Origin of the sequence: Cellvibrio mixtus subsp. mixtus J3-8 (assembly GCF_000766945.1) — a bacterium.
Lineage (GTDB): Bacteria > Pseudomonadota > Gammaproteobacteria > Pseudomonadales > Cellvibrionaceae > Cellvibrio > Cellvibrio mixtus_A.
This window is the reverse complement of sequence record NZ_ALBT01000067.1, coordinates 1-22,075: the sequence shown is the minus strand read 5'-3', so window position 1 is coordinate 22,075 and position 22,075 is coordinate 1. Positions and strand designations below refer to the sequence as shown.

General features: G+C 49.1%; 14 protein-coding genes. 9 read left to right on the top strand and 5 right to left on the bottom strand.

What is annotated here, in order from left to right; all coding sequences use genetic code 11:
- Window positions 1–281: 281 nt before the first annotated feature.
- The 7 genes from A596_RS03590 to A596_RS03565 all read left to right on the top strand — a co-directional run bounded on the left by A596_RS03590 (window position 282) and on the right by A596_RS03565 (window position 13,978).
- Entirely contained in the window at window positions 282–1,436 is a 1,155-nt protein-coding gene (locus A596_RS03590) for an MdtA/MuxA family multidrug efflux RND transporter periplasmic adaptor subunit (RefSeq protein WP_039912784.1), read from the top strand.
- Window positions 1,437–1,629: 193 nt separating this feature from the next.
- Window positions 1,630–4,704 (top strand): multidrug efflux RND transporter permease subunit, encoded by a 3,075-nt coding sequence (locus tag A596_RS03585; protein ID WP_039912735.1) that lies wholly within the window; start codon window positions 1,630–1,632, stop codon window positions 4,702–4,704.
- 78 nt (window positions 4,705–4,782) lie between these two features.
- Window positions 4,783–7,869: an efflux RND transporter permease subunit gene (locus tag A596_RS03580; RefSeq protein WP_039912733.1), complete on the top strand. Its 3,087-nt coding sequence runs from the start codon at window positions 4,783–4,785 to the stop codon at window positions 7,867–7,869.
- Window positions 7,870–8,112: 243 nt separating this feature from the next.
- On the top strand, window positions 8,113–8,751 hold the full coding sequence (locus tag A596_RS23320) for a sugar-binding domain-containing protein (protein ID WP_200882855.1): 639 nt from the start codon (window positions 8,113–8,115) through the stop codon (window positions 8,749–8,751).
- Window positions 8,721–9,977, top strand: coding sequence for a glycoside hydrolase family 2 protein (locus A596_RS03575; RefSeq protein ID WP_200882854.1), 1,257 nt, complete (start codon window positions 8,721–8,723; stop codon window positions 9,975–9,977). The genes A596_RS23320 and A596_RS03575 overlap by 31 nt, the downstream gene beginning before the upstream one ends.
- Window positions 9,978–10,350: 373 nt before the next feature.
- Window positions 10,351–13,161 (top strand): sensor domain-containing protein, encoded by a 2,811-nt coding sequence (locus A596_RS03570; protein ID WP_039912732.1) that lies wholly within the window; start codon window positions 10,351–10,353, stop codon window positions 13,159–13,161.
- Window positions 13,162–13,267: 106 nt separating this feature from the next.
- Window positions 13,268–13,978: a FadR/GntR family transcriptional regulator gene (locus A596_RS03565; RefSeq protein WP_039912731.1), complete on the top strand. Its 711-nt coding sequence runs from the start codon at window positions 13,268–13,270 to the stop codon at window positions 13,976–13,978.
- Between the two features lie 120 nt (window positions 13,979–14,098).
- Here the strand turns inward: A596_RS03565 and A596_RS03560 are convergent, their stop codons facing one another.
- From A596_RS03560 to A596_RS03550, 3 genes are all read right to left on the bottom strand, one after another.
- On the bottom strand, window positions 14,099–16,036 hold the full coding sequence (locus A596_RS03560; protein ID WP_039912730.1) for a family 43 glycosylhydrolase: 1,938 nt from the start codon (window positions 16,034–16,036) through the stop codon (window positions 14,099–14,101).
- A gap of 161 nt (window positions 16,037–16,197) precedes the next feature.
- Window positions 16,198–18,171 (bottom strand): glycoside hydrolase family 97 protein, encoded by a 1,974-nt coding sequence (locus A596_RS03555; protein ID WP_039912729.1) that lies wholly within the window; start codon window positions 18,169–18,171, stop codon window positions 16,198–16,200.
- A gap of 81 nt (window positions 18,172–18,252) precedes the next feature.
- The gene (locus A596_RS03550) at window positions 18,253–19,617 is read right to left on the bottom strand and encodes a family 43 glycosylhydrolase (protein ID WP_039912728.1); all 1,365 of its coding nucleotides are present in this window, start codon (window positions 19,615–19,617) and stop codon (window positions 18,253–18,255) included.
- 342 nt (window positions 19,618–19,959) lie between these two features.
- On the opposite strand from A596_RS03550, the gene A596_RS03545 reads away from it, so the two are divergent.
- Together A596_RS03545 and A596_RS23835 are read left to right on the top strand one after the other, a co-directional pair.
- Window positions 19,960–20,613: a putative glycoside hydrolase gene (locus A596_RS03545; RefSeq protein ID WP_235425608.1), complete on the top strand. Its 654-nt coding sequence runs from the start codon at window positions 19,960–19,962 to the stop codon at window positions 20,611–20,613.
- A gap of 140 nt (window positions 20,614–20,753) precedes the next feature.
- On the top strand, window positions 20,754–21,017 hold the full coding sequence (locus A596_RS23835) for a SymE family type I addiction module toxin (protein WP_084128005.1): 264 nt from the start codon (window positions 20,754–20,756) through the stop codon (window positions 21,015–21,017).
- Between the two features lie 135 nt (window positions 21,018–21,152).
- On the opposite strand, the gene A596_RS03535 is transcribed toward A596_RS23835, so the two are convergent.
- Together A596_RS03535 and A596_RS23315 are read right to left on the bottom strand one after the other, a co-directional pair.
- Window positions 21,153–21,419 (bottom strand): colicin immunity domain-containing protein, encoded by a 267-nt coding sequence (locus A596_RS03535; RefSeq protein ID WP_039912726.1) that lies wholly within the window; start codon window positions 21,417–21,419, stop codon window positions 21,153–21,155.
- A partial coding sequence (locus tag A596_RS23315; protein WP_200882853.1) for a colicin D domain-containing protein occupies window positions 21,416–22,075 on the bottom strand: 660 nt, incomplete at its 5' end. The genes A596_RS23315 and A596_RS03535, both read right to left, overlap by 4 nt.

Sequence of the window (22,075 nt, the reverse complement as noted above, 5' to 3'; positions counted from 1 at the left end):
TAACATTCGAAGAGAATTTTTCTCGCAGGGGGAATAAATCTACTACCAAAAAGATTACCCGGCAGAACACCTACATTTTGTGCGCCTTCTGTGGGGAAAAACCGGATCTTGCTGCAAATATGTGACAATTTACTGTGCAATCGTCCAGAAATGTAAAACCGATTGCAGGCTTATTCCTTGCATAATAGCCTCCCGCTCCAATGCGCCAGATTTCATTCCGTTTATTTATAAACATCTACGCGCCAATCCTGTTTCAAATTAATCAATTGATGGATGTTTTCATGCTTGCTTCGTTAAATCGCCTCTCGCGCGGCCAGCGCTGGTTAGTGGGTGCCGGTGTTGTTGTGGTTTTATTGTTGGTCTGGTTTTTTGGCATTCGCAAACCTGAAGCAAAACGCCCTCCGCCACCTAACCCCTGGATGGGCCCAACGCCCGTCCATGTAGTTGCGGTTAGCAAAAGTAATTTGAAGGTCCATCTCAAAGCCATTGGCACGGTAAGTCCACTCAATACGGTTACTGTGCGCCCGCGTGTTGGCGGTCCGATAATCAGTGTGAAGTTTTCCGAGGGGCAATTGGTGAAAGCGGGTGAAGTGCTGGCTGAAATTGATCCGGCGCCTTATCAGGTAAAACTCCATCAAGCCGAAGGCTCACTGCAGGAAACCCGGGCGCAACTGAAAAATGCCCAGGACGACCTCGCACTTTATGAACGTTTATTGACGAACAACTCCATCGCCAAGCAGCAATACGACAAACAAAAAGCGCTGGTCGACCAACTGCAAGGCACATTAAAGAGCCACTCCGCCCAACTGGAAGATGCGCGTTTACAGCTCTCATACACACGCATTACTGCGCCGATTGCCGGCCGTACCGGCTTGCGCAAGGTGGATGTGGGTAACCTGGTCAATGCCAATGACACTACCGGTCTGGTGACGATTACCCAAACCAAACCCATTTCGGTGGTATTCACCATCCCGGAAAACCAGTTAATGGCTGTGCGCCAGGCAAACTCGTTGGCCATAGCCAATAAGCAAGCATTGAGCGTGGAGGCGTGGGACCGCAGCGAACAAAACCTGTTGGCTACTGGCAAATTGACCACCCTGGATAACCAAATCGACACCGCCACCGGTACCCTGCGCCTGAAAGCCGAATTCGATAATGGCGATGACGGCCTCTTCCCCAACCAGTTTATTAATGCCCGCCTGCATTTGCAGACGCTCGACGGCGCCGTGACCATTCCCGCCGATGCAGTGCAATACGGCACCAAAGGTACCTATGTTTACGTGATTGACGACGGTAAAGCCAAAATGCGCCAGATCAAGCTCGGCGCACTGGAAGCCGACCGCATCGCCGTGCTTGAAGGATTGAAGGAAGGTGAACAAGTAGTGCTGGAAGGTATTGATCGCTTGTGGGAAGGCAAAGATGTCAAGGTGATGTAAATGTAGGTTGCCGGTGAGGAACGAACCGCAACATGACCATCTCACACCAACTGCCGCCAACCTGATTGAATATTCAAATTATTTTGGTGGATGCGGATATATGGTCATGTTGCGGTTCGCAAGCTCACCACAACCTACACACTGCCCAACCTACGAAGCTACATCGCACCTTATTATTTATTTGAGATAAACAATGAGTATTTCCCGTCCCTTTATTCTCCGCCCTGTCGCCACTTCGCTGGTGATGCTGGCGTTTTTGCTTGCCGGTTTGCTGGGCTATCGCTTGTTGCCCGTGGCGGCATTGCCGCAGGTGGATTATCCGATCATCCAGATTTTCACCTTCAACCCCGGCGCCAGCCCGGATGTTATGGCACGTACGGTAACCGCGCCGCTTGAGCGCAGCCTCGGCCAGATTCCCGGCGTCAAACAACTTTCTTCGACCAGTTCTACCGGTGCGTCCATTATCACCCTGCAATTTTTGCTGGAAGTGGATTTGGGCGTGGCCGAGCAGGAAGTCCAGGCAGCGTTGAACTCTGCTGACAACCTGTTACCCAATGACCTGCCTACTCCGCCAATCTACCGCAAAGTCAATCCGGCGGATGCCCCAATCATGACGCTCGCGGTCACCTCGGAAAGCCTGCCACTACCCGAAGTGTACGATCTGGTGAATACGCGGATGGCGCAAAAGATCGCCCAATTACCCGGAGTAGGTATGGTGACCCTTGCGGGCGGCCAGCGCCCGGCGATTCGAATCAAGGTCAATCCCAATGCCCTCGCTAATACCCAGTTGAGCCTGGAGCAAGTCCGCACGGCTGTGGTCACCGCCAACACCAACCAGCCCAAAGGCAGTTTCGACGGCGAATACCGCTCGACCATGCTGGATGCCAATGATCAAATTCGCTCCGCCAGTGAATATCGCGACCTTATCGTCAGCTGGCGCGATGGCTCGCCATTGCGTCTGGGGGATGTCGCCACAGTGGAAGAAGGCGCAGAAGATCGCTTCCTTGCTGCCTGGGCTAATAAACAACCGGCAGTGCTGATTAATATCCAGCGCCAGCCCGGTGCGAACGTTATTGATGTAGCTGACAGCATCGAAGAATTGCTACCAAAACTGATGGTGACCATGCCCGCCGCCGCAAAAATCGAAGTATTGAGCGACCGTACCCACAGTATCCGCGCCTCCATTCGCGATGTGCAAAAAGAGCTGGTATTCGCCATTTTCCTCGTTGTCGCCGTCACCCTGGTATTCCTGCGCTCGGTGCCCGCCACCATTATTCCCAGCCTCGCGGTACCACTGTCGTTGATTGGCACCTTTGCGGTGATGTATTTCCTCAATTTCTCCATCAACAACCTGACACTCATGGCACTTACCATCGCCACTGGCTTTGTGGTGGACGATGCGATTGTGATGCTGGAGAACATTTCCCGTCATCGCGAGCAAGGCGAAACACCGATGAACGCCGCGCTGAAAGGCGCGGGGGAAATCGGCTTTACGCTGGTATCACTGACAATTTCACTTATCGCCGTATTAATCCCGCTGCTGTTTATGGGCGACCTGGTTGGTCGATTGTTCCAGGAGTTTGCCATTACGCTGGCCGTGGCGATCGGGATCTCCCTGATCGTATCGCTCACCCTCACCCCGATGATGTGCGCGCGCATGCTCAAAACCGCGCCGGTGCACGACGAAAACAAACCAGACGTCCTCGATAAGGTCATCCGTCGCTACGGGGAATTGCTCGACAAGGTACTGGAGCGTGAAACCGCCGCCATGGCAGTAATGATTGGCACAATTGTCGTCACCGCCGGGTTGTATTTGCTGGTGCCGAAAGGTTTTTTCCCGGTACAGGACAGCGGCGCCATCCAGGCAATTACCGAAGCACCGCAAGACACCTCCTTCGCCGCCATGACCGAACGCCAGCAGCAAATTGCCGCACTGATTTTGCAAGACCCGGATGTGGAAAGCCTTTCCTCCTTTATCGGCGTAGATGGCAGCAATATCACCCTCAACTCCGGGCGTTTGCTGATTAATCTCAAGGCCCATGGCGAACGCGATACCCACGCCAGCGATGTGATTCGCCGCTTGCAGGAAAAAATTGCCACTATCAGCGGCATCACCGCCTGGTTTCAGCCGCTACAGGAATTAAGTATCGAAGATCGGGTCAGCCGTACCCAATACCAGTTCACCCTGACTGCCCCGGAAATCGCCTTGCTGGATCAAACCCTGCCGCGCGTGCTGGAGCGTTTGCGCCAGGAACCGGCATTGGCTGATGTGGCGGCTGATTTACAAACCCGCGGGCTGCAAGCTTATGTCGATATTGACCGCGATGCCGCAGCACGCCTTGGGGTGAGTGTTAGCAACATTGCCAGCAGTTTGCAGACAGCATACGCACAGCGGCAGATTGCGACCCTGTTTACGCAAGCCAACCAATATCGCGTGGTGCTGGAAGTTGATCCGGATTATGCCCGGGGTTTAAAGGCGCTGGAGAATACGTATGTGAACTCCAGCAGCGGCAAACCGGTGTTGCTGTCCACGGTAGCCAAAATCACCCAACGCCCGACGCCGTTGTTGATCAACCATCAAAGCCAATTCCCGTCCACAACGGTGTCTTTCAACCTCGCGGAAGATGCGTCTTTGGGGGAAGCCATCGCTGCGATTGACGCTGCACAGGCGGATCTGGATTTGCCTGCCGCTGTTGAATTGCGTTTCCAGGGGGCGGCAGAAGCGTTCCGCGCCTCGCTCAGCAACACCTTGTGGCTGGTGCTGGCAGCAGTCGTCACTATGTACATTGTGCTCGGTGTGCTCTACGAAAGTTTTATCCATCCGGTGACCATCCTGTCCACACTGCCCTCCGCCACTGTCGGCGCGCTACTGGCATTGCTCCTGACGGGCCAACCACTGGATTTGATTGCAGTAATCGGGGTGGTCCTGTTAATCGGGCTGGTTAAAAAGAACGGCATCATGATGGTGGACTTTGCGCTCGAAGCCCAGCGTACCCTCGGTATGAGCCCGCGCGAAGCAATCCATCGCGCCGCCTTGATGCGCTTCCGCCCAATCCTGATGACCACCCTCGCCGCCCTGTTTGGCGCTATTCCACTGATGCTCGCCAGCGGCTCCGGCGCTGAGTTGCGCCAACCGCTGGGTTTGGTGATGGTCGGCGGTTTGTTGGTCAGCCAGGTATTGACCCTGTTCACTACACCGGTGGTGTATTTGTTTTTTGATCGCTGGGTGAATAAACCCGGCACAAATCAACTTGCGGAGGAGGCGTAGGTTGGGCAGCCATGCCCAACATAACCATGCCTGAAAACACACTTGTCGGGCATGGCTGCCCAACCTACGGACAATCTCATGACAATCGCAGAACCGTTTATTAAAAGGCCCGTTGCTTCCTGTTTGGTGGCAATCGGGATTGTGCTGCTTGGGCTTTTGTCCTGGCGTATGTTGCCCGTGGCGCCTTTGCCACAGGTAGATTTTCCCGCAGTTCAAATTTTCGCCGGCCTGCCTGGCGCCAGCCCGGAAAGTATGGCGGCGACGGTGGCGACGCCATTGGAGCGCGCCCTCGGCAGCATTCCCGGGGTAACGGCGATCAACTCCAACTCTACCCAGGGCTCAACATTTATCTGGGTCGAATTTACCCTCGACCGCGATCTGGATTCTGCCGCGCGCGATGTGCAAGCTGCACTGAATGCCGCCCGCGGCCAGTTACCAGCGGGAATGCCCGGCAATCCAAGCTATCGCAAAATCAGCCCGTCACAAGCGCCGATTATGGCGTTGGCGTTGAGCTCACCCAACCTGTCGCCCAGTACACTCTACGATGCCGCCTCCACTATCCTCGCGCAGCAGCTTTCGCAAATTAAAGGCGTGGGTCAGGTGGGTATTGACGGCGCGTCGCTACCAGCGGTGCGCATCCAGCTCAACCCCAACGCCCTTGCCAGCTACGGCATAGCGCTGGACGAAGTGCGCAACGCCATCAGCAATGCCAATGTACAACGCCCCATGGGTGTGCTGGAGGAAAACGATTCCCGCTGGCAGGTTTACACCAGTGAAACCCTGCGCTCCGCCGCGGATTACCAGAATCTGGTGATTCGTTATGGCGATTCAGGGCCGGTGCGGTTGCGCGATGTCGCTACCGTGAGCGATTCCGTGGAAAACCGCTATGCCGATGGTTTCCACAACCAAAGCTCGGCCGTAACCCTTACCGTAAGCCGCCAGACTGGCGCCAATATCGTTGAAACAATTGATGCCATCAACGCCCAGTTACCACTACTGCGCGAGTTAATGCCTGGCGATACCCAATTGAAAGTGGTGATGGATCGCTCTCCCGGCATCCGCGCCACCCTGAGCGAAGCGCAAATCACGCTCGCCGTTTCGGTATTGCTGGTTGTAGGCGTGGTCTTCATATTTTTACGCAGCGCCCACAGCGCGCTGATCCCGAGCCTGGCCGTTCCTGTGGCGATCATCGGCGCATTTTCGGTGATGTATCTGTGGGGCTTTTCGCTCAATAACCTGTCGTTGATGGCGCTGATCGTCGCGGCCGGCCTGGTTGTGGACGACGCCATCGTGGTCCTGGAAAACATTAAACGCCATATCGAAAGGGGCACGCCGCCCTTTGAGGCCGCCATTCAGGGCGCCCGTGAGGTTGGATTTACCTTGCTGGCGATGAACGTCACATTGGTAGTGGTGTTTGTTTCCATCTTGCTGATGGGCGGGGTAGTGGAAAAACTCTTCCGCGAATTCTCCATCACCCTCGCAGCGGCCATGATTATTTCGCTCTTGGTTTCCCTGAGCCTGACTCCTGCCCTGTGCGGCCAATTGTTAAAAGCAGAATCCAGGAAAGAAGAGAAACCGGGTGTTTTCGATGACCTGAAAAAAGGCTACGCCGTGGCACTGGATTGGGCATTGCGCCATAGCCGGATCGTAATGCTGATTCTCGCGGCGGTGATCGGGGTGAATATTTACCTGTACATCGCCATTCCCAAGACCATGCTGCCGGAACAGGACACCGGCCAGATGACCGGTTTTATCCGTGGCGATGATGGCTTTTCCTTTCAGTTGATGCAGCCGAAGATCCAGGAATTCCGCCGCGTACTGCTCAATGATCCCGCTATCGAGGATGTTTTCGGTGCAAGCGGTGGCGGCAACGGCGTAAGCAATGCGTGGATGCGTATCAGCCTCAAACCCATGGCCGAGCGCGGGGTTTCAGTGATGGAAGTGACTGATCGCATCCGCCGTGAACTGCCCAGTATTCCCGGTGCCATGTTGATGGTAGGTCCGGACCAGGACATTCGCCTGAGCTCTCCGTTTAGCCGCAGCCAACATGAAGTTATGATGCTCTCCGACGATATCCGCCAGCTCTACAAATGGGCTGCCGCGCTCACCACAGCCATGGAAAAAATGCCGGAGCTGGTTGAAGTGGATGGTGTAAAGGAAGAAGGTACCCAGCAAATTAACCTCACCATCGACCGTGAAGCCGCGCAACGTTTGGGCGTGGATATGACCACCATCGCCAGCCTGCTCAATAATTCCTTCTCGCAACGGCAAGTATCCACCATGTACGAGGAGATGAACCAATATCGTGTGGTAATGGAGCTGGAACCTGGTTACACAGCAACCCCGGAAATACTCAACCAGCTACAAGTCATCACCCGCGATGGCAACCGCGTTCCACTGTCTACCTTCTCCAGTTTTGACTACGGTTTGGCAGAAGACCGAGTGCGCCATAGTAACCAGTTCGTATCGGAAAGCATTGGCTACGGCCTTGCCGAAGGTGTCACCGAAGAACAAGCGCGTATAGCGATTGAAGCCAAGGTGGCGGAGATCATGATGCCCAAGGAGGTTTACCTCGCTCCCGCCGGCAGCACGCGTCCCGGTTGGGGCCCAAGCACACCGGGCATGGCGCAAGATCCGGCGATCCTGATTCTGTGTGTGCTGCTCGCCGTGTATTTAATCCTGGGGATTTTGTACGAGAGCACTATCCACCCGCTCACGATTCTCTCCACCCTTCCCTCAGCGGGAATCGGGGCATTGCTGGCGCTCTGGCTTACCAACACACCATTCAGTTTGATCGCCATGCTCGGCCTGTTTTTGTTAATTGGTATCGTGATGAAAAACGCGATCCTGATGATCGACTTCGCCCTGGAACTCGAACGCAACGAAGGCCTGTCATCGCGCGACTCAATCTACCAGGCTGCATTAATTCGCTTCCGCCCTATCCTCATGACCAACCTCGCCGGCCTATTTGGCGCAGTGCCATTAATCCTCGGCTTCAACGAAGGCTCGGAATTACGCACCCCGCTCGGTATCACCATTATCGGTGGCCTGGCGGTCAGCCAATTGCTCACGCTGTTCACCACACCGGTGGTGTATTTGTATATGGAAAAATTGCGCAACTGGGGATTACGCAAAAAAAATCTCACTCACGTCACTGCGCATTAGTCGCTGCCGGAGTCCGTATTCGTCCCTCGACAGGATACGGACTCTCACGATTAACAATTTTTTACCCCACCCCGCTTAAATTCCTGCCGCAAACCAGACTAGAATCCGGGGCGCATCGCACACAAACATACTGCCTAACAATATTATTCCGCGACGCATTTTTTTCTACTGATCCTGACCCACAGCTTGCCCAGACAAGCGAACGACATAAACCATAAGACCATCAGTCAACAGAGAAAAATTATGAAACGATTTTTATCCGGCGCCCTTTGGGCTTGCGCCTGCCTGGCGCAATTTGCATTTGCCGTACAAACATCCAGCACCATCACAACTGAATTACCCTTACACGCCTACACTCGCGCAGCAACATCCCTTAATGGTGAATGGAAAATCATTGTCGATCCTTACGAAAACGGTTATTACAACTATCGCTACGAACCGTTTGACCAACAGTCCACCCCATCGCAAAACGCATACTTCACCGATTCAAAACAAAAGCACCCGGGTGATTTACTGGAATATGATTTTGATAAATCAACCAGCCTGCAAGTACCTGGCGATTGGAACACCCAAACCGATAAGCTTTATTACTACGAAGGCACCGTCTGGTATCGCAAAACCTTTGACGCCCCCGCTACAAAAAAATCTGATCGAACATTTTTATATTTTGGTGCAGTAAATTACCGTGCAGATGTTTATCTGAATGGCAAAAAACTTGGTGTACACCTGGGCGGATTTACCCCCTTCCACTATGAAATCACCGATCACTTAAAAGCAAAAAATAATTCGCTGGTAGTCAAGGTAGATAACAAACGTCACGCCGATGCCGTACCAACATTAAATACCGATTGGTGGAACTACGGTGGCATACCCGCGATGTAACGTTGATCACCGTACCTAAAACGTTTATTCGCGATTATAAAATCGCACTTACATCCCTGGCCGAAAAAACTGTTTCCGGATTTGTGTTATTGGACGGAGCAAAAGGTGGCGAAAAAATTTCGCTCAAAGTGCCGGAGTTAAATGTCCAGTACACGTTAACAGCCGATAAACACGGCAAAGCGACCTTTTCATTCAACGTTGGCACAGCCCAACTCTGGTCACCGGAAAATCCAAAATTGTATGCAGTACAAATCTCCTCCGGCGCAGACAAACTTGGCGATTCAATAGGCCTGCGCAGTATCAGTACACAAGGCAAACAACTATTATTAAATGGCAAACCCATTTTCCTGCGCGGTGTTTCTGTGCATGAAGAGTACTCCGCACAAGGTGGTGGCAGGGTAAAAAATGCGGCGGAAGCGCAGCAATTATTACAATGGGCGAAAGGATTAAACGCGAATTTCGTACGCCTTGCCCATTATCCCCACAATGAAGATATGGTGCGCCTCGCAGAAAAAACAGGGTTGTTGGTCTGGTCGGAAATCCCGGTGTACTGGACTATCAACTGGAACAACGAAAGCACTTACCAAAATGCTGAAGCACAATTAACCGCAATGATTGAACGCGATAAAAACCGGGCCGCTGTCATCATCTGGTCGCTGGCCAATGAAACGCCGGTATCCGATGCGCGCAATCAATTTCTCACGCGCCTTGCCGCTAAAGCGCGCAGCCTTGATAACACCCGACTGCTAAGTGCTGCGCTGGAAAAACATTATCGCGCAGACAACGGGAACATCGCGGTAGTAGAAGATCCATTAGCCGAACACCTGGATATGGTGAGCTTCAACCAATATATCGGCTGGTATGATGGCACACCGGAAAAAATTGATCGCATCACCTGGGAAATCAATTACAACAAGCCAGTATTTATCAGCGAATTTGGTGGCGATGCACGCGCGGGCAATCATGGCGATGTGGATAAAATTTTCACTGAGGAATTTCAGGAAAACCTGTATATCAAAACATTGAAAATGCTTGATGGCATTGATGGCTTTGTGGGTACTTCGCCATGGATCCTCACCGATTTCCGTTCTCCACGCCGCCACCTGCCCGGCATTCAGGACGAATTCAACCGCAAGGGAATTTATTCCAACACCGGGCAAAAGAAAAAAGCGTTTTATGTCCTGAAAAATTTCTACGATAAAAAAGCAGGGGCTAATCCCCATTAACTCAATCACTCGTGATTGAACAACCGCATCAGGGTGCAAAAATTTCCATTTGCATCTTGATGCGCCAGCAAAAACCAATGCACTGCCATAGAACATAACGATACAGGCGACAAAGATATAGGCGACAGCCCCTTCGCGACAAACGGTTACAATAAATTTTCCACGCATTTTTATCCTGAACGTTTTCCATCATAGCTTTTTCTGCCTAATTATTTCGCCCCCCAACCCTTTGGTTCTATTAAAAACAGCAGTAATTAAAATAATAATGTCCCGCTTCGACACGCTTTAATGCCACTGCTATATTTTATCAGCGACCTCAACACCTCAAGGCATTCTGCCCCAGGGAGTTTTAGCCGAAGGATTAATAACCCCGATGACTGCTGAACCCTCACTTGACCAAACTGATCTCTATGCGCGCGCGCTGGCCGAATGGCAGCAGCGATTACCGCGCGCGGCAAAAACACTCGCAGACGCAACGCCGCAACAATTGCAGGAACGCGAATTACAAATTTATAAATTGGCTATTGAAATCCAGCGCAATGAATTGCAAGCCCTGGAAAAAAAACTGGCAGACCTCATCAGCCTGGAACGCAAACAACTGGACGACCTGCGCACCAGCGCGCGCATCCTGGAAGCATCGCAAAGTATTGCCAAAGTCGGCGGCGTGGAAATGTATGTGCCTACACGCACCATCTATTGGACAGCAGAAACCTTTCGCATCCATGACACTACGCCGCAAGAATATACCCCCACACTGGATGAAGAATTTTCCTCATACCTGCCGGGCTCACGTGAGCGCATTGCAACGGCAATAGGCCGCGCAATCGAAACCGGTGAAGTGTTTGATATCGAATTGGAAAAATATACCTTTAAAGGTCGAAAAATTGATGTGCGCACCACCTGCACATCGCATTTCGAAAATGGCAAATTGGTACGTCTTACCGGTATCTACCAGGATATTACCGAGCGCAAACAAGCCGAGCGGCGCCATCAGCATCACAACCGCATCCTGGAAATGCTCATCGCCAAAGTAACGCTACCGGAAATCCTGCGCACCATCGCCAGCGATGTTGAAAAATTATTACCCGATTGTATGTGCAGTATTATGTTGATCGACAGCGACGGCCAACATTTACACAGTGGTGCTGCACACAGTTTGCCGGATTTTTTTCTCAATGCGATTGATTGTTTGCCAGTAGGTGCAGGCATGGGCGTGTGTGGCAGCGCTGCATTTTTTCGCCACCGTGTCATCATTCCCGATGTACACAGCCATCCCTGGACTATGGCGTTTAGTGATCTCGCACGCGAAGCCGGTATTCATGCATGCTGGTCACAACCGGTTTTTTCTGCGCAGGGCCAGGTATTGGGTACCTTTGCGTTATATATCAAGGAAGCACGCAATCCCGATGATTACGAAATTAATTTAATTGAAAGCGAAGCGCGTTTAACATCGCTCGCCATTGAACAAAGCAATGCCGAATCGCGCCTGCAAATGGCGGCAAGTGTTTTTACCCACGCGCGCGAAGGGATTTTAATTACTGACACTCAAGGCAATATCATTGAAGCCAACCAGGTATTTGCAGACATTACCGGCTACAGTCGCGAAGAAGTGCTGGGGAAAAATCCGCGCTTGTTACAATCGGGGTTGCACGATCAGGATTTTTTTTCATCGCTGTGGCACAGCCTGCTGGAAAATGGCAATTGGTATGGTGAAATCTGGAACCGCCGTAAAAATGGCGAGCTTTATGCTGCGATGATGACGATCAGTGCGGTACAGGATATTCACGGGGTCACCCAAAATTACGTTAATTTATTTACCGATATTACCCCGCTCAAAGAACACCAGCGCCAGCTGGAATATATTGCGCATTACGATGCACTCACCGGTTTACCTAACCGTGTTTTATTGGCAGATCGCCTGAAACAAGCCATGGCACGCAGCCATCGCAGCGGCCATTCATTGGCGGTGCTCTATTTGGACCTCGATGGCTTTAAAGCGGTCAATGATCAACATGGCCACGATATTGGCGATCAATTATTAGTAAATATTTCACACCGGTTAAAAGAAGTGTTGCGTGAAGGCGATACGCTCGCGCGCATTGGCGGCGATGAATTTATTGTAGTGATGGTTGACCTTGAACAACCCGATGATTACGAAGCTGTACTCCTGCGCTTGTTAAATGTGGCCGCCGAACCCGTTACCTTGAACCAGCATTTATTGCGTGTATCTGCCAGCATTGGCGCAACGCGTTATCCACAAGACCCGGTTGATGCCGATCAGCTCTTGCGACATGCGGACCAAGCCATGTACATCGCCAAACAAGCAGGCAAGAATTGTTATCATTTGTTTGATGTAGCAAAAGATATCGCGGTGAAAACCCAGCGAGAAACAATCGAGCATATTCGCATTGCGCTGGACCAAAAAGAATTTGTGTTGTATTACCAACCCAAGGTCAATATGCGCACCGGTGCAATTATCGGCGCGGAGGCATTGGTGCGCTGGCAACATCCGGAACGGGGGTTATTATCACCGGCATTATTTTTACCCGTCATTGAAGATCATCCGCTCAGCATTGAATTGGGCGATTGGGTTATCAATGAGGCATTAACACAAATTGCGTATTGGCAAACGCTTGGCGTTTTAATTCCGGTCAGCGTGAATATTGGTGCGCTGCAATTGCAGCGCAGTGAATTTGTAACACAACTCGCAGAACAATTAGCGGCGCACCCGCAAGTGCCACCGGCCTATTTGCAACTTGAAATAGTAGAAACCAGCGCGCTGGAAGATATCGCTGAAGTCGCTGATATTATGCGACGCTGTCGCAACCTGGGAGTCAGTTTCGCAGTTGATGATTTCGGTACAGGTTACTCATCACTTACCTATTTAAAACGTTTACCCGCCGAATTATTAAAAATCGACCAAACGTTTATACGCGATATGCTGGAAGACGCCGATGACCTTGCTATTGTCAAAGGTGTAATCGGTTTAGCGAATGCATTTCATCGCCAGGTCATTGCAGAAGGCGTTGAAACTATTGCCCACGGCGAATTATTAATTCCCCTTGGCTGCGAACTGGCGCAGGGTTATGGTATTGCGCGACCGATGCCTGCGGCTGATTTACCCGATTGGGCCGCAACCTGGAAGCCCGCTCCCGCCTGGACAAAGTTGCATCGACTGGTTTAAAAGCGCACGTAGAACGGACAATTTCCGTTCAATTCTCAGATTGTATTATTAACAATAAATCGTTAATCTGCTGCCATAAATTCGGTCTCCTAGAGCAATGACAACGATGGCAATCCTCGATCGCAACTTCAATCTTTCACAACGCATGGTACAGGAACTGGGACGCACTATTATCTGTGGTGAATTCATTGATGACAGCCTGCCTACAGAAGCAGAACTGTGCGATAAATTCGGCGTAAGCCGCAGCGCCGTCCGCGAAGCTGTAAAAATGTTATCGGCCAAAGGCCTGATTACCAGCAAACCCCGCCAGGGCATCCGCATCCAACCGGAAGATCAATGGAATATTTTTGATCCGGATTTATTGCGCTGGGTTCTGGAAAGCAAACCATCATTGCATGTGTTGAAAGAATTTTTGCAAGTGCGCATCGCGATTGAACCTGAAGCCGCCGCACTCGCCGCACGCTATGCCGACCAGTCCAAACTGGAGGCGATTGAAAACGCACTTGAAGGCATGCGCAAAGCGGAAGGCAATAGCAAGGAAGACCTGGAAGCAGATATCGCCTTCCACGTTAGTATTCTGTACGCGAGCAACAACCGTTTCTATATTCGCCTGCGCGATTTTATTTCCACTGCACTGCGCGTAAGTATCAGCCACACCAATCCTATCAAAGGCAATCACGAAGGTGTGGTAGAGGATCACTCAAAAGTATTCAATGCCATTAAAAACCGCAACCCCGAACGCGCACGCCAGGCGATGCTCGCCTTGATCGATGAAGCGTTGAATTTTATTGAGGATTCAATTGCAGCGGGAAAATAATTTAACCTTCCTGTAAATAAAAAGCGGCAGCCAATTGGCTGCCGCTTTTGCTTTGGTCTTTAAAAAATATTCTGAACAGGAAATAGTTGCCCCCGCTTAAAGCAGGAGCGATAACAAATATTACCGGATCGGTTTGAGCTGGAAACGCTGGCAAGTGGAGTTCAACCATTGCCCTTGGGCAAAGTTGGTATGATTCGCCACCCCGCAATGCGCCAGATCAACGACCAGGTTGCTTTTGCGGTTTGCCAGTTTCACCGTGCCATCGGTAAGGAAATCCACTTGCCATTGCGCGTGGTTATCACCACAGGCAGCCAGCTCTATATTGGCGCCGGGCACAATGGATTTATTAGCGACACTTAAACACAGCTTGTCGTTAGCGGCAGATTGAATTTGATAAAAACCGTTTTCAGTATGCACAAATGCCCAACGCTGATTTGCCTGGTTTTTCCATTCGTCCTGTTCGATATTTGCGCCCGCTTTATTTTTTCCAGCGAAGCTAATCGCTTTACCACTTTGCACACTGGTGATGGCAACTTCTTGCAATGGTTGAATACGCCACAACGCACATGCTGGTTTTTGCTCAATAAATTGCGGGACATCTTCTACCGATTTTTTCTCGGAAACCGGTGCGGGCTCCGCACAATTTGAAAACTGGATAGGCTGTTTGGTCTGCGCATTAACCAGGCTTAACCAACCCTGGTGATGCGGCACCAATTGCCATTGCTGGCACAGCTGGTTGTACCAGGGAGCGATATTTAAATCGCTGGAATTTCCCCTCTTACATTGTCCATTGCCCTCTTTCCCAATGCCTTGGCCTAAAAATTTTCCGTCTTTATTCACTAACCGATAATTCCCGTTGGTGGTGTAATCCAGAACCCAATTACTGGCAGATTCATTACGGCAATCTGCCGGGGCAATTTTTCCATTCACATCAAACGCTACACATTGTTTATTGGCTTTGCTAACCAGCTGCACTTGTGTGCCTTGTACTTTAGTGACCAGAGGACCATTTTCACCCGCCGGAGAAATCACCGGCGTTCCTGCTTCAACCGGCTCACCGAAATTTGGCGTGTCATCCGCATTCCAGGTAAATTTTTGCGCGCGTAATGAACGGGTAGAACTACAACCTTCTTTTTCACTGGCATTGCCATGGTAGATTAACCAGTCCTCAGTGCCATCCGGTGATTTGAAAAATCCATTGTGACCAGGACCATAAACACCGTTCGCTTTACTAAATACCGGTTCAGCGGATTTTTTCCAGGATTCAGGTTTTAATGGATCGCCAGTTAATTCAATCAAGCCTAATTTATAATCCGGTGTGTTACAGAAACTCGCAGAATAAATCATAAAGGTTCGGCCATTGCGTTTTAAAATCTCCGGACCTTCATTGACTTTCATGCCGGATTTTTCCCACTCGTAATCCGGCTTGGAAATTAATACTTTCTCTCCGGTGATCGTCCAGGGGTTTTTCATTTTGGCAATAAAGATCGATTGCTCGTCCTTCACCCATTCAGACCACAACAAATAAAGTTGGCCGTGGTATTCAAGGTAGTTGCCATCAATATTCCAGGTATCCGGCATGGGTGAGCCTTTGTAGGTGTACGGCCCCAAAGGATCATCACCCTGACTTTCAATAATACTTAAATGCTGGCGGTCATAATTTTCGGCGATGCCCGACGTGTACATCACATACCAGCGATATCCTTTTTCAGTTTTTAAGCGATGGAACTCGAATGCCCAAAAATTACAGCAACGTTCCAATTCACTTTCAGACCAGATATGGATCGGTGTCGCCGTTGCCAAACCAGCCAGCGTCGGCGATTTGCGCATTACCAATTGCGAGGTCCAGGTGGTAGTCGTTAAATAATAATTACCGTCAAAATATTCCAGCCATGGATCTGCACCATTGGGATAAATCGGATTGGTAAAGGTATTTACATCCGCTGGAGCGACGGACGCTGCAGCATCGTTAGCTGGTGTAGTTTCTTTAGCAGATTCTTTGGTTGCACAACTTAACAAGAAGATCGGCAATAAAAAGCTGGTTAATAATTTTTTCATTTAAATATATCGCTCATTATGTACATCGTTCTGTAGGTTGCTGCGGGCCGCGCAGGCTGAGCGTTGGAACCGCAACATTCGCAATCGAATAGATATTGGACATGTTGTATGTGCATGGCCATGTTGCGGTTCGCAAGCTCACCGGCAACCTACGTCTAGGTTTATTTCAATACCATCACAAAACCGGCGTTGGGTCGCAGGGTCAGCGTTTGAGGTGTTTTGCTATTTATTTGCTGCTGCATAAAACTTCTTTCCGTTTCGCCACTGGCAATGACATAACCTTTTTTATCGTTGATAAAATGTAAATCCAGCGTCAGGGTTTTACTTTCTTTTTCAGCATTGATGCCGGCGATATACCAGGTGTCACCTGCTTTACGTGCGATCACCGCAAACTTTCCCGGGTAGCCATCAATAAATTTCACATCGTCCCATTCCCGTGGTAACTCGCGTAAAAAATCTTTTACATACTCGGGAACAGTTGCCATACCTTCGGGAATTTCAGCAAAGTGCTGGATACCGGAAATCATCAGCACCGACTCTGCCAATTCAAACGAGTTTTCAGTCACGCGCTTAATATTGGGAATATCACCGAAGACCATCGGTGTGAAATCCATAGGATCAAAAATATTGCGCGCGAATAACGCGGTAGCTACGTGTTGTGCAACCGCGTCCTGATCTGCCTGGGTGAAGGTTGTGAATTCAAAACCTTTGATTGACTCCATGGTCATTAAATTTGGAAATGTACGTTGCCAGCCGCGCGGCAAAGTCGCACCGTGGAAATTCACCAACAACTTATGTGCGGCCGCATCTTTTAAAATATCGATGTAATACGCCATAAAGGATTGGCCATCGCCGCCAAAGAAATCAATTTTTACACCTTTCACACCAATGTCATGTAAACGGGAAAATTCTGCTTCGCGTTGTTTTGGGGTTATCAATTGGCTTTTGGGACTATAGGGAGAGGTATTCCAATCCCCGGAGGAGTTGTACCACACCAGAATGCCGACATTTTTTTGCGCGGCATAATCGACCAATTCTTTTAATTTTTCATATCCAATTTTTTTATCCCAATCAGCATCAATTAACGTGTAATCCCACTGCATATCAGCAGCGTAATCAATAAATTTTTTTTGCACATCAAAGGTAGTGAAATCATCCTTTAAAATCGCCCAACTCCAGGAACTGTGACCTGGCTTGATAAAATCTTTCTCCATAGGAATGGCTGGTGTAGCAAGGTCAGTTCCCAAGGTAGATTCCATTACTTGCGCAAGTGAACCCAATGCAATAATTCGCCACGGCGAGAGCAGTACTTCACTGCCATTTGCAAGCAGCCCACCTTTTTCACCGGTAGCAGAAATAAACACTTCTGCACTTTGCGGCGATGCCAATGTGTATTGGCCAGCCGCTGAACCCGATTGCAAATGAGACCCATGCCAATTACCATCTATCGCTGCTTCTGAAATCACAATCCATTGATTGGTTTGCGCGTTTTCGCCAAGGTTAAATAACGCCGGAAACACCCAACCTTGCCCCAGGGTTGCATCAGTGCCTACCGGCACTTCAATTTGATAATGCTCTTCATAAGAAGGATTAGTATTGCTCCAGCCGGTTTGCGCAACTGACATAGGTTGCAGCCAGGCTTTTGCTGATGGCGCGATATTAAAAGCCGTAATTTCTTTTGAAAACTGTTTGGTGGCAAGAGTGGAATCCGTCACCGAATAACGAAAGGCAACACCATCATTGGAAACACGAAATATCAACGTCAGTTTTTGTTGTTGTGCATTGCTGATAGAAAATGTTTGTTCGTTAGCCGTGTAAGTAATATTGCTTTTTTTACCGACTTGAATTTGGTAACTATCACTCACCGGAGTCACTGGTGACTGCGCATCAATTTTTACATCATGAGTGAAATCCGCTTCAGTTAATTGCAGGCCTAATGCAGATTCGAGGATTACCGGTTGACCGGCGCGCTCAACGCTATAGGCAAGTGTATGTTGGTCAGTCACCACTATTTTTACACTGATTTGTTTGTCAGGGCTGGTGAGAGTTTCCTGCGGCTTTTTACTACACCCAACAACACCTATCATTATTGTGGCAACCACAGCGATTTTGACCAAAACATTACCTATTTTCATTCTTACCTCGCATTGCTCTATTTCTGAGAAAAAACTGCAGCACCAGATAAAATGTGCTGCAGTTTTGATACTTGAAAATAATTACTTCAAGCGCGTTAAACTGAATTGCTGGTTAGTGGCCCCCGTCGCGTTCCATTGGATAATTTGCGCACCATTAGCGGTACTCAAATTCAATACATCCAACGGCAAATTACTCAGTTGCGATTTAACAGTGTAATAACCACTGCTGCTGGTCAGGCTCCACTTTTGCCCTGCACCACCCCAATAATCCCACTGCGCGATATTCGCGCCCGCCGCCGTGGAGTTGTTATACACATCCAGGCTTTTCAAACTCGCCGCGTTAATCAGGCTGTAATAACCGGTGCCCTGGTTAATTACATACCATTGTTGTGCGCGATAGGAATTCCAGGTTTCTTGTTGGATCATCGCACCATTTGCACCTGATTTCGCTGCGGGTAATAAGTCCTTACCACTATGGCGCGCGGTAATCCGATACACGCCATCACTTACACCACCACAACTCGCGACAGAAAAATTGCGTGTTAATGTTGGCCAACCATTGCTGTAGGTCATTTTTAAAATATCGAGTTTGGCCGCACCGTTATCATTCAAGTCGTAATAATGGGTTGAAACATAATTACAACCATCTTGCTTCAACAGGCCAATATGGCCGGGGCCTTTGTATTTACCATCGGTATTGGGTAGCAATGTGCGCACATCGGTGTAAGGCCCATAAACAGATGTGGAGCGCGCAACTTGCACGTAATAGGTGCTGCTCGCACCATTGCAGCAAGCGCCACGATTGATAAACAAATAATAGTAATCGCCATTACGCGTAATGTAAGGAGCCTCGATATCAGCGTGGTTGCCGCCGTAAATTTTGGTCACACTGCCATTTAATTTACCTGTGGATTGGTTAATTTCCGCCAGGCCAATACCACCAAAGAATGAGCCATAGCTCATATACACTTTGCCGTCGTGATCGCGGTAAAGCGCAGGATCAATCGCATTGATTTCCGCACTGCCGCCGTAGGACTCCACTACGATTCCCAAATCCTGCCAAGCGGGTGATGTGAGCGATTCCGAGCGCACGACACCAATCGCCGAATTCGAAGAACCGAATGTCGATACGGAGTAATACAAGTAGAAATAGCCATTCATATGAATGATATCGGGCGCCCAGAATGAACCGCCGAAGCTCGGGATCTTGTTGTAAATCCAGGAGGGATAGGAACTGAACACCGGGCTGGGGCCACCGGTCCAGGTCGTCAAATTAGTGGATGTTGAATACCAAATCCCGGTTCCCGTGGTGAAATGAAAATAGGTATGTCCATCCTTAGTGATAGCACCCGGATCATGGGAATTGGTAAGCCCGGAAAGGGTAATAGCAGACACCGTAAGGCTACAGAACCAAAGGCCGAGGCCGGCCAGTAAACGCTTGTACATAGTGATCACCTGTTCGTTATTGTTAGCAGGGTTGCGGTTGATTATCTTATTCGTCAGGATTTCATCCTAATATTATAAGACAAATCGAGTTTACCCTTAAAGCTAATAACCTGCCAAGGCGAATCAGGCGTCTTTACAATCTCCTTTACGTTCGGAACCAGCAGTTCAACAAAGCGATACACAATGAGAGACCTGCGAGGCTCCAGCTTATGTGCGTCTAAAAATGATGCGTCCAGCTCATTAATTTGACATTTGTCACTCTTGGGTGAATATTATTTGGGCGCCAAAATAATAGTTAATGGCGATACACAATTAATAATAACGTCACACGAGACAATAATTATGGGCAACGCATTTTCCCCACTTACCTCTTTCCTGACCTGCGCCAGCCTTGGTTTTTTCATGGCATTACCAGTGCAAGCGCAAAACACCCTGAATCCAGCATATTTTTATCTGGTCAAAGGGGAATTAATCAACCGCAGCATTTCATTGGGCGACCCAAGCAACTGGAGCCTGAATATCCAGGGGCGAGAAGGTAAATCCGCAGGCGGCAAGATAGAAGTAGCGCCAATAGATTTCAAAGCGCAAGGCGATGCAATCCAAATCAAATGGTCGCCACGCAGCAAAGAAGTCGGAAACCTTGGTCTTTACGGCAGCGCGATCGACCTATCCAAATTTAAAGATGCCGCTGCACTTACCATTGATATGCGCGTAGATGTAAAACCCGATAAAGATGTAAAAATCGGCCTGGACTGCGGCTACCCTTGCCGCGCAGATCTATCTATCAACAGCCTGATTAAAAAAATGCCCAAAGGTGAATGGTTTTCCCTGCCGTTGCCGCTAAATTGTTTTAAAAGTGACAACTTTGATTTAAGTAAAATTGTCGGGCCTTTTAGTATTTCTACTGATGGAAAATTCACGGTAAGTATCACCAATATTCGATTGGAAAAATTGGGCGATGGGGAGAAAGGGTGTGTGGAGGAGAAAAAAGAATAGTATTTTTTATGAAAAAGACCGAATAGCTTTTGCTATTCGGTTTTTTGTAGATTGATAGGGAGGAACCAACCTCAACATGGCCATACCTTAATAACAACCAAAACCAAAATCCGAGTACCTTTAATTGTTTTTTTGCACTCATGAAACAATATGCTATTAGCAATTACGAATGTTGCGGTTCGCGAGCTCACCACAACCTACGGGCTACGCCCCCATGTCACATTCGTAAAATCAAAACCGGAAAGGTGATTTACGACTATCGGCGCAAGCACCAGTACCCGCAACAGGCAACGGTGCCCTGGTTGCAACTCAAGGGGGATTGGTTACAGCAGGCGGGGTTTGGTATCAACGCGCCGGTGACTATTCGGGTCATGCACGGGTGTTTGGTGTTGACGGCGGAGTGATTCAACAATTAATAAAAATGCCGCTACGGAAGCGGCATTCATTTGTTTTTTGTAATCACAACTAACAACGTCATTTGCGATGACGAATGTTGCGGTTCGCAAGCTCACCACAACCTACGAACCAGCAGACTCTCTTCACTCAAGATCTGAAATTAGTTCAGATATTTTATTCCTAAGCTGCTTTTCATCGAGTTCGTACTCCTCCCTATCTGATTCCGGATTATATAAATCGGCCAAACAAAAAATACTAGACAAGCATCCATTTAATTTTGCTTCATCTTTTTGAAAGAGATTTGAATCTCTTTCAAATTTCCATATTTCCATGTATGCATCCGAAAATTGGTCCGCCGACAATCTTTCCATGACAAATGATTTTGCAAGTGAGAGAACGGTGAGGCTCATCGTAAAACTCCGTTTTTGAAATAATTGATAAACTGATCAGAACCAGGAGACAATTTAAACCCTGTAACAAAATTACCGGAATTATCTAAAACAACTGCATTATTAGTATTTGAGTTGAAGAACAACTTAAAATCCTTTACAAATCCATATGTGCCTTTTTCAACAGTATTTGAGTCAGACAAATGATCCCTTAAGGCCTTCTCATATTGGGATAAAGTCGCTGGATTTTTCTTAGTGGAATCCACCCCGAAATCTGCTGCATGCTTAAATTTCTTATCAAGCTGCTTACTTGAAAAGTTTGTAGTAATTTTACTTAAAGCATCAGCCGCCTTTTTGGCCTCAGCAGCTTTCTTCGCACTATTTGCAAGCTTTGCAAGTATTAATCCCTCACCACCAATCATAAATCCAATCGCCGTCGCCTGTCCTTCTGCTAATTCACTCCCCGCCGTTTTTATACACTGAGGATCACCCGAACAAGCATCCGCAATCGGAATCGCGACATTCATTGATCCTGTGATAGATCCCCAACCACCAAGACTACCTGCATAACCAGATTGATAATCTTGATTTGAAAAGCTATTCGTAAAATCCTGCCAGTACCGACCAAAATCAATCGCATCCTGCCCACACAATGTAGTCGCACCACTACCCGCTGA

Excerpts from the sequence above, each read along its gene's own strand:
- A596_RS03545 (WP_235425608.1), top strand. The coding sequence starts at position 19,960 with ATGGGCAACGCATTTTCCCCACTTACCTCTTTCCTGACCTGCGCCAGC.
- A596_RS23835 (WP_084128005.1), top strand. The coding sequence starts at position 20,754 with ATGAAACAATATGCTATTAGCAATTACGAATGTTGCGGTTCGCGAGCT.
- A596_RS03570 (WP_039912732.1), top strand. The coding sequence starts at position 10,351 with ATGACTGCTGAACCCTCACTTGACCAAACTGATCTCTATGCGCGCGCG.
- A596_RS23320 (WP_200882855.1), top strand. The coding sequence starts at position 8,113 with ATGAAACGATTTTTATCCGGCGCCCTTTGGGCTTGCGCCTGCCTGGCG.
- A596_RS03585 (WP_039912735.1), top strand. The coding sequence starts at position 1,630 with ATGAGTATTTCCCGTCCCTTTATTCTCCGCCCTGTCGCCACTTCGCTG.
- A596_RS03535 (WP_039912726.1), bottom strand. The coding sequence starts at position 21,419 with ATGAGCCTCACCGTTCTCTCACTTGCAAAATCATTTGTCATGGAAAGA.
- A596_RS03590 (WP_039912784.1), top strand. The coding sequence starts at position 282 with ATGCTTGCTTCGTTAAATCGCCTCTCGCGCGGCCAGCGCTGGTTAGTG.
- A596_RS03580 (WP_039912733.1), top strand. The coding sequence starts at position 4,783 with ATGACAATCGCAGAACCGTTTATTAAAAGGCCCGTTGCTTCCTGTTTG.
- A596_RS03555 (WP_039912729.1), bottom strand. The coding sequence starts at position 18,171 with ATGAAAATAGGTAATGTTTTGGTCAAAATCGCTGTGGTTGCCACAATA.
- A596_RS03550 (WP_039912728.1), bottom strand. The coding sequence starts at position 19,617 with ATGTACAAGCGTTTACTGGCCGGCCTCGGCCTTTGGTTCTGTAGCCTT.
- A596_RS03565 (WP_039912731.1), top strand. The coding sequence starts at position 13,268 with ATGGCAATCCTCGATCGCAACTTCAATCTTTCACAACGCATGGTACAG.
- A596_RS03560 (WP_039912730.1), bottom strand. The coding sequence starts at position 16,036 with ATGAAAAAATTATTAACCAGCTTTTTATTGCCGATCTTCTTGTTAAGT.